At 45.9% G+C, this 15,210-nt stretch carries 9 protein-coding genes; 4 read left to right on the plus strand and 5 right to left on the minus strand.

The window, feature by feature from the left end:
- Positions 1–34: 34 nt before the first annotated feature.
- Complete coding sequence (locus M3661_RS19250; RefSeq protein WP_251487678.1) at positions 35–1,084, minus strand: hypothetical protein; 1,050 nt, start codon at positions 1,082–1,084, stop codon at positions 35–37.
- A gap of 415 nt (positions 1,085–1,499) precedes the next feature.
- Here M3661_RS19250 and M3661_RS30820 point away from each other — a divergent pair, with 415 nt between their 5' ends.
- From M3661_RS30820 to M3661_RS19265, 4 genes are all read left to right on the plus strand, one after another.
- Entirely contained in the window at positions 1,500–1,580 is an 81-nt protein-coding gene (locus M3661_RS30820) for a BBE domain-containing protein (protein ID WP_083189476.1), read from the plus strand.
- Between the two features lie 26 nt (positions 1,581–1,606).
- Positions 1,607–2,443 carry a protein-glutamine gamma-glutamyltransferase gene (locus M3661_RS19255; protein ID WP_065293101.1) on the plus strand — a complete coding sequence of 279 codons (837 nt, stop codon included), beginning with the start codon at positions 1,607–1,609 and terminating at the stop codon, positions 2,441–2,443.
- Positions 2,444–2,643: 200 nt separating this feature from the next.
- A complete protein-coding gene (locus M3661_RS19260) occupies positions 2,644–4,359 on the plus strand; it encodes a hypothetical protein (RefSeq protein WP_251487680.1) in 1,716 nt (571 codons plus the stop codon).
- A 188-nt stretch (positions 4,360–4,547) separates the two neighbouring features.
- Entirely contained in the window at positions 4,548–7,658 is a 3,111-nt protein-coding gene (locus M3661_RS19265; RefSeq protein ID WP_251487682.1) for a hybrid sensor histidine kinase/response regulator, read from the plus strand.
- Positions 7,659–7,945: 287 nt separating this feature from the next.
- Here the strand turns inward: M3661_RS19265 and M3661_RS19270 are convergent, their stop codons facing one another.
- From M3661_RS19270 to M3661_RS19285, 4 genes are all read right to left on the minus strand, one after another.
- Positions 7,946–8,593, minus strand: coding sequence for an ABC-2 transporter permease (locus M3661_RS19270; protein WP_251487684.1), 648 nt, complete (start codon positions 8,591–8,593; stop codon positions 7,946–7,948).
- Complete coding sequence (locus M3661_RS19275; protein WP_251487686.1) at positions 8,583–9,449, minus strand: ABC transporter ATP-binding protein; 867 nt, start codon at positions 9,447–9,449, stop codon at positions 8,583–8,585. The genes M3661_RS19270 and M3661_RS19275 overlap by 11 nt, the downstream gene beginning before the upstream one ends.
- A complete protein-coding gene (locus M3661_RS19280) occupies positions 9,446–9,829 on the minus strand; it encodes a GntR family transcriptional regulator (protein ID WP_021262161.1) in 384 nt (127 codons plus the stop codon). Before M3661_RS19280 ends, M3661_RS19275 begins: the two co-directional genes overlap by 4 nt.
- Before the next feature lie 166 nt (positions 9,830–9,995).
- Positions 9,996–15,134 carry a SpaA isopeptide-forming pilin-related protein gene (locus M3661_RS19285; RefSeq protein WP_251487689.1) on the minus strand — a complete coding sequence of 1,713 codons (5,139 nt, stop codon included), beginning with the start codon at positions 15,132–15,134 and terminating at the stop codon, positions 9,996–9,998.
- Positions 15,135–15,210 lie beyond the last annotated feature (76 nt).

Below are 15,210 nucleotides of genomic sequence, written 5' to 3' on the forward strand. Positions count from 1 at the left end.
TACAAGGTTACTGGTAAAAATGCTACTAGCTGCGTCACTTGATTGGGCAGAATGCCGGTATTTTACTCGCTTGTGCTGCTTGCGTCGCAGGATCAGGTACAGTAAATCCGCTGCTAGGCTGCCCCATCCATATGTACACGGTCATCATACTGAAGATCATAATGGTGAAGTGCAGCACCACGAAGAAGCTGCGTAGTTTGGGAGCGCGTCTGGAGAGCAGAAATGTCGTATAGCCGTCCCGGCCAACAATAAGGAAGATGAGCAGTATCGTATGCATAATCATATGGCCGATGATTTCGGTAAATCCGAATACAGTGGTTGTGACGAGGAATAATCCGGTTAATAGCAGAGCTGTGAATCGATTCATAATGCCGACGATAAATGCCCACGCAAGGCCGAGCTCAATAAAGGCGCTAATCAGTACGAAGTCTTCAACGGTAAAGCCTAGTGACGGAATTCCGTATTCGTGCATCAGGGAGCACGCCAGCTTGGCGAGGGTCAGCTTCTCCATCGCAAGCCAAGCAAGAGACAAGCCGGTCCATATATAGAGGACAGGGATACCAGAACGGCTCCATCTCGTGTTCGAGACAAGCAAATAATAAATGATGCCGAGGTAGAACATATAGTCGAGCATGTGGAACATTCCATAATTAGCGAGTGCCTTCACATATAAGACGCCTAACGCTATACCGCTTATAAACAAGGTCTTGCGATGAAGCAGACCAAGCAAGCTAATAATAAGAAGTGCATAGACCCACCATGTCTCGATTCGCAATGTGGGGGCTAGGTAGGAGCCTGTGCTTATCTGCATCAACAGTGCAATGCCAACACCTACTCGCATAATCAATAGGTGAAAGCGTTTTAACTTATTGAGAAATGAATGTACCTTCACAACGATAGGGATGCGCTCCAAAGCTGCGTTATACCTCGAAACAAGCAACAATACAACAATCGTGAAGCTAAACCAGAACAGAAAGGTAGGGGTGAGCACCTTGCTCATTGCTTGAGGTGTCCACTCGTGATCGGCTGCGAACCATTTAACATGCAAATATAGCCCACTCCCAGGCTGTATTCCAACATTCATTAATACTCCTCCTTCATTATCAGAACATTCCGTCTTCTAATCATGCGTAGAGCCAAGCTGGTTAGCTAAGATCCCTCCTTTTAGACACAGGTTGTAAGCCATCTATGTATTAACGGCGGTATCTCATACGTCCATATTCCGTGCATCAGGCAGTCGAGAGCACCTATCCGATTCTTTTATCCGATCTTCACAATAAGGAATTTGAATGTCGTGTGGATGAAACAAACAAGGGAAGAAGAAAGACTGAAGGTAGAGGTTAACTTGCAGGTACTGATGATAACCACTATTGTAGCGGATTTCTGCACTGATTTCCATATTGCAGTATAAGTCTTAAGCCCTGTAATTTTATGAAGATTTCACGCATATCCGATGCAGATCCCTTCTTCTTGACATGAACCTGAGTAGATGAGGGCGCATAGAGTACTGTAGGTTACACCTAATTAATCAGGAGTACGATCCGCTTCATGTGTTCCGATTCCCACAAAGCGTTCGGTAATCAGAGGATTTAGGAGGAGAGTAAGGATGATCGAGATTGCAGGTGTTAACACAGGGCAGCTCAATACATTGGGATTATCGGAGCTGGAGAGGAATGTAATTGCGGCTAAGCAGAAGAGTCCTGTCGTTTATCGATATAACTCCCTTGATGACTTGAAGTTCGAAATGAGAATGCGCTCTAATATGGTTAATGCGGCGAAGGCGCTGCACGATAGTGGGGTGGACTTTGCTGGATTCGACGATTCCAGATGCAACGAGAGGTATTGGATACGCACGGACAGAGGGGGATTTCAATTAAGAAGAGGTGTCTCGCCTTCTGCTGCCATCAACGATATTTTCCATAATGGTGGACAGTATGCATTTGAATGTGCGACAGCTATTATTATTGTTCTGTATAAGGCAATCATAGATACGCTGGGTGAAGCTGTTTTTGACCGTTACTTTCAGGATTTGCTTCTATGGGATTGGAATTATGACCGCAATCTTCGATTGGTGTCGAACTCGAACCTCGCTGAGGCATTTTTAGGGGATATTCTTTATTTTAGAAATCCAGACTTCAATCCACGCACGCCGGAATGGCAGGGAGAAAATGTTGTGAAGCTGGGCAACGATCTCTATTACGGGCATGGAATTGGCATTACCTCTTCACAGGGTATGATCACAGCCTTGAATGGAGCGAGGAAGCCTGGAAGCAAGACCTCGGCTTATTTATCCAATGAGGTCATTCATCCGGATTTCGATGCCCTACAGCAACTTCAATATGGTCACGACAATCGGATCGTGGCCGTTCCCGAGCATCGTGGATGTGGTGTTGCTGCTAGAATTGGTACGAAGACATACAGGGATCCTGGCAGGGAGGCGTAGTTTCGATGGAAGGCGGCGGTATTGAAGCCCCATTAGAATGAAGTGCTCTACTGCCGTCAATCGCCGCTAGGTTCGTTGTGCAATTTAGATTGTTGCTATAGAATGGTAGAGATTATGGACGAATATGGATGGCCATGGTGTGCGATGAATGATGCAAGACAAGAGCGAAGCTAGATAGAAAAATGGGGGACATCAATTTCATGAAAACAAAAGTATGTATTCTCCTCAGCATTGTGATGATGCTAGGAATGGCTGCTTCCGTTCAGGCTGAAGACAAATCCGTAATGGCACGACCGACTCAGGCCAATGTGAGCATTAATGGACAACCGATGAATCAGATGGATGCCTACAATATTGGGGGCAGCAACTACTTCAAGCTGAGAGATGTTGCAATGGCATTGAAGGGGACGAAAAGCAGCTTTGATGTAATCGTTGATACCGCGAGTAATGCGATTCGTGTGCATACAGGACAAGCCTATACCCCAATCGGAGGGGAGCTAGAGCCTGCCAAGAAGTCTGCACAGTCAGGCAAGGCAGCTGAACGACAGGTGATACCGACTTCCTCCAAAGTATATGTAGATGGCAAAGAAATTCAATTGACGTCTTATAATATCGGGGGCAGCAATTATTTTCAACTGCGGGAATTAGGGGAGCAGCTGCATGTTCCCGTTCTGTGGCGGGCGTTGAGCAGTTCAATTCATATCATTGCCCAACCAGAGATGGCGATCCGCTCTATTGAAGGGGTTGCCCAGCTTCGCACAACCAATGATTATCATTATGGAAATTGGTTCGAGCCAGCTGCCCGCTATTTGTTCCTGAAGGATGGACAGCTAAATTTGCTGCAATGGGACTCGGACAAGCAGAAGATACATATTCAGCAATTCTATAAGGACTATACCGCAGCGGGAAGTAAGACGCTGAACATAGAGCTGCCCAAATTCGGAGGCTTCCATCAAGGTGAGGACGGCAATTATTATCTCGTATTCGGACAAGACAACATGGAGGAATCCAGCACAAAGGCAGTATATCGCGTAGTGAAATATAATGCTTCGTGGGACAAGCTTGGTCAGGTAGATGTATCAGATGTGTGCGTATCAGAACCGTTCAGATCTGGGAATGTTACGATGGACAGTGCCAATGGCAAACTCATAGTTCAATCGACTCGTCTTCGCTATAAGACCGCTAAGGATGGTTTGCGGCATCAGTCGAATATGACCTTTGCCATTGATATGGCTGCGATGAAGGTGCTTAGTAAGAGTGGTCAGTTCCCGTCTAACCACGTGAGCCATTCCTTTGCCACATATGCTCGCATGGATGGAGATAGAATCGTATACGCTGACCATGGCGATGCGTATCCGCGCTCTATTGTACTGCAGGTGGAGCAGGGTGGTAAGATTACGAAAAAAATTGACCTCATTAATATACCGGGCAAGATCGGTGATAATTACACAGGCGCCAACTTGGGCGGACTAGAAGTATCTGCATCCAGCTATCTTGCCATTGGCGCCAATAGTGCCACCGGTTCACAAGATGGGAAAGGCAAAAATGTATTCCTTAGTGTCGTGCCGAAGAATGCGCAAGATCAATCAAGCATCAAGCCGATATGGCTGACACAGCATACGTCTGAGGACGGCGTGTTCATCAGGGATACATATATTAGCAAGATCAATGATAATAAGTTTGTCTTGTTATGGACGGAGTCGAGCCGACTCGGAGAAGGAATGAAGTATGCGGTCGTGGATGGCCAAGGAACGATGCTTAAGCAGCCGACCTATCTCGGAGGCGTTCCATCCCCTGGGAACATGATGCCGCTTGTACAGGATCAGTCGATTACGTGGTACTATGCCAACCCGATGGCGGGTCAGATCACGAGCAAGCCTTCGGCAATCGAATGGTATACGCTGCGTGTCGAATAGCAGATGAGTGATAGGCGATCGTGTATAGATAGAGAATGAATAGATAGAGTAACATTAGGTAGAAGAATAATAGATACTGGCAGAACGATGACAGGTAGGTTAACTTGTATGAGGCGAGGAGCTCCTCGCCTTTTTTTAGTGAATATAAAAGTGGGTAAAGATGCCAAAATGAAGGAAAAAGAAGATTGTTGTCGAAACCCCATAGTATGATGAACAAGAAAAAAATCATTGTAAGCACATTACTGTTTGTGCTTCTGCTTGCCGGTATCCACGTGACTTGGCTTATGACTCTGGAAGCATCTCAGCATGTCAAGGTGGCTAATGGGGTTGCTGATCTGCGCGGAATGGAGCTGGACAACAAGCATACCGTATATTTGGATGGTCAGTGGGAGTTCTATCCAGATGCATTCATATCTAATGAAAATGAGCTGCGTCAGTTCCGAGGCCAATCCAGCTATGTTCAGGTTCCCGGAGATTGGAGGGAGGGCTGGCGGCAGCATAAAAGCAATTCATATGGCTATGGGACGTACCGGCTTCGCGTATTGGTCGATCAGCCGATAAATCAGCCCTATCATTTTTGGATAAGAGAAATTCAAGCGGCCAACGTCTTTCTAATCAATGGACAAATCGATGCGAAATCGGGGGTAGTGTCCACCGATGCCGAGTCATATCGACCCGTTCAGGCATCCTTTACCACTTCCTATGAGGTCGAGGCAGAGGATCAAGGCGTTATTGAGGTTTTGCTTCAGGTCTCCAACTTCGACAATCCCTATAAAGGAGGCATCGCTCGCTCTGTAAGATTCGGAACGCAGGCGGCGGTGGAATTTCAACGCTGGTATTCCATCGGTTTTCAATTAGTTACTTTCATCATTTTGATGCTGCACGGCCTATATGCCGTCATTTTGTATTGCTTTAATCCGAGAGAGAAGACGTTTATTATTTTCGGGTTATTAATGACAATGACAGGCACATTAGTCATAGCTGACAATGATTCGATCCTGCTATTATGGCTTCCAATCAATTATACCTGGGCGCTTCGAATCAAGATTCTTGCTTATTTGTGGCATGCCTGCTTCATGATGATTATGGGAAGGAACTTTTCTGGATTTACACGGCGCGGTAAGCTATTCCACGGATATACAGGCTTCTTAGTCATGTTTACGGCATTTATACTTGTTGCCCCTGCGCCGTATATTTCCTTCACGACGGCCTATAAGATTTTCAGCGTGCTTTATCTCTTCCCGATTGTTTGGTTATCATACCTGATTATCCAGATGGTCTATCAAAACCGTAGGGAAGCCTATATTTTGCTGCTTGCGGCTGTCAGTGTTATGTCAGGGATTACCTGGAGCGTTTTTATTTATAACGGAACGAAAAATATGATTTACTATCCGATCAACATCATCGCTTCGATCGTTGGATTTTCGGCGTATTGGTTCAAGAGGTATTTCCGCAATGCTGAAGAGAATGCAAAATTGAACGAGCAGTTGCGGGAGGCTGACGAGAAGAAGGATCTATTCTTGGCAAACACGTCTCATGAATTGCGTACGCCGCTGCATGGTGTCATCAATATTGCACAGTCCGTTGTCACACGCGAGAAGGAACTGATGGATGATAAGAGCAGGGCAGATATGGAACTGCTTATTACGATCAGTCGCCGCATGTCGCATACAATTAATGATTTACTTGACTTGGCGCAGCTCCGGGAAGGCAAAGTCATTTTACAATGCGCTCCGCTTCGTGTGCAATCAGTGGCGTCTGGCGTGCTGGACATGCTGCGCTTCATGATGGAGGGCAAGCCAATCAAGCTGGTTATGGCGATTCCAGAGACATTTCCGCCTGTTATAGCGGACGAGAAGCGATTAGTACAAGTTTTGTCCAATCTTGTGCATAATGCAATCAAGTTCACGGACGAGGGCTCAATAACGATTTCCGCAGAGGTTCGAGAAGGACTGGCCTGTATCTCTGTTGCTGACACAGGCATTGGCTTGAATAAGGAACTGCAGGAGCGGGCATTCCATGCTTATGAACAAGGAACTGCGGATACGAATACAAGTGCTGGGGGAATCGGACTTGGACTTCGCATTTGTGAGCAAATGGTGCAGCTGCATGGCGGAAGATTGGAAGTGGAATCGGAACTTGGAAAGGGATCTGTATTTTCTTTCACCCTGCCATTAGCTGAACCGGACACAAGTCCGCTTGTGCAGGAGGAGAACCCCATAGAGACGCTTGTGTCTGTCCAGGCTGCAAGCGAGGTGAGCATGATCTCTGACGAGCTTCATGTGGTACAGCAGCAGGCAGCCTCCGCCCTGTATAAGCCAATGATATTGATTGTCGATGATGATCGCGTCAATTTAAAAATACTTGGGGACATCTTGTCCACCGATCAATATGAGGTTGTGAGAGCAACGAGCGGCAAAGAGGCCTTAAGCAAACTGGATGCAGCCAAGTGGGACTTGATCATTACGGATGTCATGATGCCACATATGTCCGGTTACGAGTTAACTCGCCTCATTCGCGAACGCTTTACGATTCTGGAATTGCCTATTCTGCTCCTAACTGCGCGAAGCAACGCGGAGGATGTGCACTCGGGATTTTTGGCGGGTGCAAATGATTATGTAACGAAGCCTGTTGATGCTATGGAACTGCGCTCCCGCGTACAGGCGCTGACAGAGCTGAAGCAGGCAGTGAACGATCGTTTGCGCATGGAGGCTGCCTACTTGCAGGCGCAGATTCAGCCTCACTTCTTATTCAATACATTGAACACGATTACCGCGCTCAGTGATTTCGACACGAACAAGATGAATGACCTTATTGAGGCATTCAGCTCTTACTTGAGAATCAGCTTCGACTTCTTGAACTCGTCGAAGCTGGTACCGATTGAACATGAGCTTGATCTCGTTCGTTCCTACTTATTTATCGAGCATGCTCGCTTCGAGGACAGACTGAATGTCATTTGGGAGCTGGATCAGCACATTCGAGTGATGATTCCGCCACTGACAATCCAGCCGCTTGTGGAGAATGCCATTCGACATGGGGTGCTAAGCCGTGCTCGCGGGGGGACAGTGTGTATCAGGATTACGCAGGATGATCGGTATGTTCATGTGGAGATTCGCGACGACGGTGTAGGTATGGATGCTCATCGAGTTGATACCCTGCTTGAATTCCATGGGATTGAGAAGCGGGGAATTGGGCTGCTGAATACAGACCGACGATTGAAGCAATTGTATGGAGCGGGTCTCATTATTCGCAGTAAGGTGAATGAGGGGACGAGTGTTTCTTTTGCTGTGGCGAAATAACGATATTGATAGATGTTTCTAAAATGAGTTCTAGGGCTGCCCTAGGTCAACTTACCCGACCTTTAGGCAGCCCTCCTTTATGAATATACAGGTGATTGCTGCAAAAATTGAAGAACAAGGAAATTAAATTGTTGTGGCTTCTCGATGAAGGGAAGATGGCCGTAGATTACTATTTTTCCATAAAAGGCGGTAGACGTTCACATGCTTATGAACGACAATAGGCGGGGGATTGTCCCTCGCCTTAAGGTGTATTGTTTACTATCTTAGCTTGCGACTTGTACAGATAATTACAAGTTCTTGCTTGCATAAATACGTATCGATATCATCATTGACACGATGCCAAGGGCAAGCGCAAAGATACATGGAATCCACTGCTGAATCTCGTGTGGAAGTGGAAGCGAGATCGAAATGGAAACTGGCCGAGACTGGTACCACTTCATGATCACTGGAGTGATGAAGGGGGTCACGAATATGATCATCATAGATATGAACTTCGTTTTTTCATAACCATATTTGTACTGCAACGGAATCAACACGCCGAAGTACAGGCTGACGAGCAGCAAGGCCGTCCCTACGCCCAAGATACTCAAGCGGCTCAATAGTTGTGGAACGACAAGGGATGTGATTGTATAAAGGCCGAGACTCACAATAAAAATGGTGAGAACGAGCAGATACTTAGCCTTTACTAGCGCATTGCGTGTATAGGGAGTGGCACACAGCAGCGAGGACCCCTTATACTTTTCCTCCGATACAGACACGGTATTGAATAAAATAAACTCCATAAAGAGTACGGTAATAAGAAAGCTGATGCTTCCATTTCCGCTTAGCGGCATCCGATAAGATATAAAGAGAGGTCCGCCGATGGCGAATAGCAGCATGACCAGCAAATACTTTTTCGTAAGGATGAGATCTTTTTTGACCAGATTAATGAGCATGTCGATGACCTCCTATGTAAGCCAGCATAATGGCCTCGATGGACGGCTTCTCCATATGCACGTTGCCCATTAGCTGCCGCACTTCGGGAATGCTGCGCGTAATGCCTTCGAATCCGTATGCGGTAACCTGTAGAGATAAGAAGAGCGATTCTGTGCGCTCATTAAGCAGCTTCTTGTCTCCCTTCACGAGGGCATGGGAATCCAGCAATGCATCCTTGTCTTCGTGAAATAAGATGTCCCCATGATCGATCATCAACAGGGTATCAGCGATCTTCTCTAAATCAGACGTAATATGTGTGGAGAAAAAGACACTCTTTCCTTCCTCGTTCATGAACTCCAATAGAAGCTCCATCAGTTCACTCCGGATGAGGGGATCAAGACCGCTCGTGGGCTCATCCATAATGAGTAGATCGGCATGATGGGACATGGCGAGAGCAATGGCATATTTCATGCGCATGCCCTTGGATAAGGTCGATATCTTCTGATTCAGCTGCAGATTGAAGCGCTGGATATAGCGTTGGAAGATGGCTTCATCCCAGTTCGTATAGGCAGGAGCGATGATGCTCTTCATTTCCGACAGCGTCATATCATCATAGAAATAGCCTTCATCAAATACGATGCCGATGTGGTTTTTCAACTCGCGCTCATGCTTGTCCATTTCCTTCCCCAGAAACGAAACGCTGCCCCCGTTCTTCTGAATGAGTCCTAGAATGGCTTTAATGGTCGTCGTCTTCCCAGAACCGTTCGTTCCAATAAAGCCAGTAATACAGCCTTCTTGTAGGGCGAAGCTAATATTGTTCAGTCGAAAGTGTTCAAATTGAACGTTAACATTCGTTACTTCCAATAGATTGCTCATTGCTCATCCTCCTCTACAAATAGCAGTTCCATCATTTCACGTAGTTCTTCCTTCGGAATATCTAGTGTCCGGGCTAGCTGCCATGCCTCCGCGAGCTTCGATTCCACGAGATGACGCTTGGACTCTGCCAGCAGCTCTTGGCTCTCTGGCGCCACATACGAGCCCTTCCCAGCCCTCGTCATGATAAATCCTTCTTCCTCCAACTCAGCGTATACGCGCTTGGTCGTTAGTACGCTGACATGCAGATCGTTCGCAAGCGAGCGAATGGAGGGGAGAAGTTCGCCTTCCTTCAGATCGCCGCGCAGAATCGCGTCCTTGATCTGATCCTTGATCTGTTGATATAAGGGAACGTCGGACACGTTCTTAATAATAATGTTCATGAAATACCCTCTTTGCTCGAAACTGTGCATACTGTGTATTAGATAGATATACAGTATGCACAGTTATTACTTTACTCGATCATGCCCGAAATATCAATCCTCTTTTGGGTGGAAGGGGATAGAAAAACCGACCCCATAAGTTGGGGTCGGTCTGGAATAGCTGCTATTAAGATTTCATCCATCTCTTGCGAATGGCGAACAATACGGATCCGAGCATGACAAGTGCCAGTCCAGCAAGCTGCATAGGCAGCGGGCTGTCTTCGCCTGTTTTCGGCAGCACTTTGTCGGATTTATCTTGCTTCCGGTTTTGTTCACGGTTGGTGATGTTATCGCTTGTGCTCTTATCTTTTACTTTATCCGATGTTCCGTTATTTTCGGACTTCTCGTTCGACCCATTGTCAGTGGCGGTGTCATCCTTGCTATCGCCGGAGTCTTTGCCATCCGTTTTATCGGACTCTTTACCAGAGTCACCAGTCTCGTTGCCTGAATCCGTTTCTTTATTTGGCTTGTCGCCTGTTTCATTGCCCGTTTCTTTCTCAGGCTCTTTATTAGATCCTTCTTCTGTGATGTGGCCAGGAATGCTGCCATCATCTTCAGGTTTTTCTGGCTTGTTTGGTTCTTCCGGATTGATAGGTTTGCTCGGTTCCTTATTGCCGTTTTCGGTCGGTTCCTTCGAATTGTCACCAGGATGTGATGGATCGATTGGTGGAACCGGATCGACTGGGTTGATTGGATCAACTGGATCAACTGGATCAACCGGGGCAATTGGCTCGATTGGTTTCAGCGTATTCTCGACAGTAACAAGTGTTTCTTGCTCGCTCGTAATCGTGAACATCCTCAGCTTTTTATCAATGAGATAGCCAACCGGAGCCTTGATCTCTTCGACAAAGTAAGTGCCTGCCTTCAGATCAGGAATGATAATGAGACCATCCTTATCCGTAGTCTGAATTGGATACGGCTTGCCGTCCTTATCCAGGAGAGGCTGCTGGTTCTCGTCAAGGAGACGGAACTGAGCACCTTCAAGCCCTTTACCTTTCTTGCCCGTTTCAATCTTCAAGAGCTTCAAGGAGCCCGGAAGAGGTTCACGAGTGTTTTCCACGGTAACGAGTGTTTCTTTCTCGCTCGTAATCGTGAACTCGGTCAGCTTTTTATCAATGAGATAGCCATCAGGAGCTTTAATCTCTTCGACAAAGTAAGTGCCCACCTTCAGATTCGGAATCAGAATAAGTCCATCCTTATCCGTAGTCTGAATTGGATACGGCTTGCCGTTCTTATCCAAGAGAGGCTGCTGGTTCTCATCAAGGAGACGGAACTGAGCGCCTTCAAGCCCTTTATCTTTCTTACCCGTTTCAATCTTCAAGAGCTTCAAGGAGCCCGGAAGAGGCTCAAGAGTATTCTCGACAGTAACGAGCGTTTCTTTCTCACTCGTGATCGTGAACTCGGTCAGCTTTTTATCAATGAGATAGCCATCTGGAGCTTTAGTCTCTTCGACAAAATAAGTGCCTGCCTTCAGATTCGGAATCAGAATAAGTCCATCCTTATCCGTAGTTTGAATTGGATACGGCTTACCGTTCTTATCCGAGAGAGGCTGCTGGTTCTCGTCAAGGAGACGGAACTGAGCGCCTTCAAGCCCTTTATCTTTCTTGCCCGTTTCAATCTTCAAGAGCTTCAATGTACCTGGAAGCTTTTCATTTACAAATGTGAGCTCGATCTTGCTCTCATCTTTAATATCAAATTTCAATGGAATCGTAATGAGCTTGTACCCCTTAGGTGCAGCCTTCTCGACAAATTGATAGCTTCCGATATCCAGGTTGCCCGTGCTCACCTTACCGTCTGTTCCGGTAATCAGCTTGCTGCGTACGACTTTACCTGTCTTAGCATCTTGAATCTCGAACTCAGCCCCGGCAAGAGGTGAAGCAGGCTTGCCGTCATCTACCTTTGTCAGTTCAACAGAGCCTTTGATTCGGTTATTTGTCACAGTCCCCGTTTTTTGTACGGTTTGGTTTTCATCGATCGTAAATGGAATTTCTTTAGCTTCCTGCTTATACCCAGCGGGAGCCTGAACCTCGACCAGTTTATATTGACCTGGAGGAAGATCCGTCAGTTTCACCTTACCGTTCTTTTTCGTAGGAAGGTTCGTATATCCATTGACATCTGCATATCCGACCCCATCAAACCGCTGGAGCTTGAACACAGCGTCTTCAAGAAGCTTAGATCTATTTTCAGCATCTACTTTCGTGAGCTCAAAATCTCTTACGATTTTGATGTTCTTAATTGTAACGACCTGTCCATCCTTGCTCAGTGTAATGACCTGCTCCGGCTTTTGCGGCAGCAAGTAGCCTGGAGGAGGGGCCAGCTCTTTAATCTTGTATTGTCTTAATCGCAAATCAGTAAATGTTGCGATTCCGTCTTGATCCGTTACAGCTTCTTGCAGCAGAATCGTTCCCGATTTATCGTACAGCCCGAATTTCGCGCCTTCCAGCAGCGCTGCTGTAGCAGCATCGACCTTTTTGATTTTCAAATCTCCGCGGCTGGAGGTGCTTGCTCCGCCTCCTGCTCCCGCGAATTCAACTTTGATGCTTGATGATTCATTGCCGTTTACGGTACCGGAGGACTGACCTTCAAAAGATACCTTGTTGCTTAAATTCTCACCATTATCGGCATCAATAAAGGATTGATACTCTAAAACATAAGCTTTATCCAGTTCTGTCTTGAAGGTAAGCGTAAGCTTGTTGCCATCGACCTTCAATTCCGCAACTTGCTCCAAATCCATTGGCGCGGAAGCTTTAGTCAAGGTTCCGTTCTGTGACACGGTCGTTTCGTACAGCTTAATCGATTCTGGCACAAGCTTTTGGCTGGCAGACAACGTATCTGTCAGAACCGAACCGGCCTTGATGTGCGATTGGCTGCGATTAATGTTGACGGTCCAGAACGCGATGTCCGATTGTTCCCCTTTACCTTGGACACCTGTCTTGGATACATACTCATCGCCGTATTGCGGTGATACAGAAGCCGAGCCGTCGAATACTTTGTTTGATGTCGATTTATCCTCCAATGTTGCTCCATTGCTGTAGGATTTGACGACAGACTGATTGTTAAGGCTTGTCTTGTACGTAATTCGATAGGCCTTGTCAATTGGGTTGTTGAACGTTAATTCGAAGCCGGATTTATTATTTTCCGTTTTCTTCTCGAATGAATAATCGTTTGTAATGCTGCCTTCTTGAACACCATTTGCACCACCTGACAAGATCAATTCGTGTACAGTCAAAGATCCGTCAACGAATGTCTGCTCGCCAGTATAGAAGTCACGAAGTACGGATTTATCGATGTGGTGAAGGTTGTAGTTAATATCGATCGTCCACGTAATTTCCTTCGTGCGGGCATCGTAAATGCCTCTTTTATTCCCGTTGTTCTTCGTATAGCCATCTGGTGTAACGGTATCTTCTTTCGTGATAGGCTTCTGAGATACGCCTTTTTCTTCCCAATTCAGGGTTGCGCCGTTTGTATAGCTAGTAGTATTCAGGGTTGGATCGAATTTTGTCTGATACCGTATGACCACACTCGAAGTAAGGGGCTTTGTAAATTTAATCGTGAATCCATTATGATAGTTGGGATTTACACGATCCACGATATAATCAACCGTATAATCCGTATCTTTGATGAATCCAGCGTCCGCTAAGCTCTTCTCGAGGCTTTTCTCATCAATGGTCAAACCTCTCGTCTTGAATATATCTTCAACGACGACGTTTTCCATCATCTTATTATCTTGATTCAGGGTGAGGTACCAACCAATCGTTTTGTTGGCATAGTTAACATCGTCATGGCCCTTGAAGAAGATGACAGGGTAAATGTCTCTCGATGCCTCTTTAGAGGTGTTGTCATGCATCGTGACTTTATTGTTGATTTTCCCATTTTCATAAACTCGGTCAATGGATTTGGTTGAATACTCGATGGTATAAGCTTTCGTTACTTTATTTTTGAATTGCAGCTTAAATCCGTCAGTTGTTTTTACGACCGTATATTCATCTTTGCCCAGTTGTCTGACAACGGTTGCTTTTCCATTATCGTCAATAGACATCTCGTTCACTACGAATGAATCCACATTGAGTTCTTGAACCTTCGTGTCAAAAACATCCGCAATCCACGCCTTCGCTTGGTCGATTTCACGCTCGTTGTAATTGTATTCTATCTTCCAATTGATCGTTTGCGTGTAAGGATCGTAGCCGGTCGATTGTTTCTCTAGCGGTTTGCTGAATCGTACATCCACACTCGAAGAGATCGTTAGAGGGTTGTGATTATCTCCTGTGACCTGAACAGCATTGGTATAGCGTTTGTCTTCTGTCTTGGTAATTTTCGTTTTGTATTTCACTCGATAGGCATTTTGTATATTGCCCAGCTCGATTTTGAAGCCATTGGCTTCACGTACGGGGAGGTAAGCTACTTGCTCAGCTTCCTTAACGGTTCCGTTCAATTGAACGTCAAGCTTATGTACTGTAATAGAACTCATATCGATTTCCAAGCCGTCTGGCAGCATGTCGGTGAAGATAGCGTTATTGATGTTGTCTTCACTTGTATTGAAGTCTACAACCCATTCGATTTCCGTAGGATTGATCGTTCGATTGGCCGTGCCACGCTTTGCAATCTCTTTGCTGTTTGGATTTTTGTTGAAATGAATTGGAATTTCGAAGCTGGAGTTCCCTTGAATATCAAAGGATATTTCTTGCTGGGTTCCACCTTCAAACTTTTTCTCGTCGAAATATCTCCATACGAAGAAATCGCCGATTAGCTCTTGGCCATCCTCAATTTCATCATTGAACGTGAAGGTTACTTGACCGTCCGATGTAATGTCAAAAATGCCGTATTCGATTCCACCTTTATTCAAAGGTTGATTCTTAATTGGAGCCGATAACTGGAACTTGTCTGGAAGTCGGAATGTAAAGGTCGAGCCAGCGCCGTAATGGTGACCGGCCGGAAGCTTCCAAGTATAGTCTATATTCACATATTCATTCAGATTTGGACGAATAGATGAAATATTATTCCCCTTCGCATCCGTTATAGAGACGGAAGTAAGAATATTGTCTGTAATTGCCCCGTAAGTAACCTTCGTCACGCTGCTCGGATCCTGGCCATTGTTCGGATCCTTGCCATAGGTGAGGTCGGTAACGCTTGTGGCATTACGATCTCCGGTATTGAACAATGCATTCGGCAACCCATCATACGCTTGAACAAGTGTGGGAGGCAGAACAAGATTCAACATAGTAGCGACTACTAAGAGACCGTATAATGTCTTTCTAAGGTTGTTCATTCTTAGAATCTCCTATTTTTTAAATTTTTTTGCAACTGAATCATTGTCTACTAAAAGATTCAGTTTTGTCAAACCA

Origin of the sequence: Paenibacillus sp. MER 180 (assembly GCF_023713665.1) — a bacterium.
GTDB lineage: Bacteria > Bacillota > Bacilli > Paenibacillales > Paenibacillaceae > Paenibacillus_B > Paenibacillus_B suaedae.

Coding starts and splice junctions, on each gene's coding strand:
- M3661_RS19250 (WP_251487678.1), bottom strand. CDS start 1,084: ATGAATGTTGGAATACAGCCTGGGAGTGGGCTATATTTGCATGTTAAA.
- M3661_RS19255 (WP_065293101.1), top strand. CDS start 1,607: ATGATCGAGATTGCAGGTGTTAACACAGGGCAGCTCAATACATTGGGA.
- M3661_RS19260 (WP_251487680.1), top strand. CDS start 2,644: ATGAAAACAAAAGTATGTATTCTCCTCAGCATTGTGATGATGCTAGGA.
- M3661_RS19270 (WP_251487684.1), bottom strand. CDS start 8,593: ATGCTCATTAATCTGGTCAAAAAAGATCTCATCCTTACGAAAAAGTAT.
- M3661_RS19275 (WP_251487686.1), bottom strand. CDS start 9,449: ATGAGCAATCTATTGGAAGTAACGAATGTTAACGTTCAATTTGAACAC.
- M3661_RS19280 (WP_021262161.1), bottom strand. CDS start 9,829: ATGAACATTATTATTAAGAACGTGTCCGACGTTCCCTTATATCAACAG.
- M3661_RS19285 (WP_251487689.1), bottom strand. CDS start 15,134: ATGAACAACCTTAGAAAGACATTATACGGTCTCTTAGTAGTCGCTACT.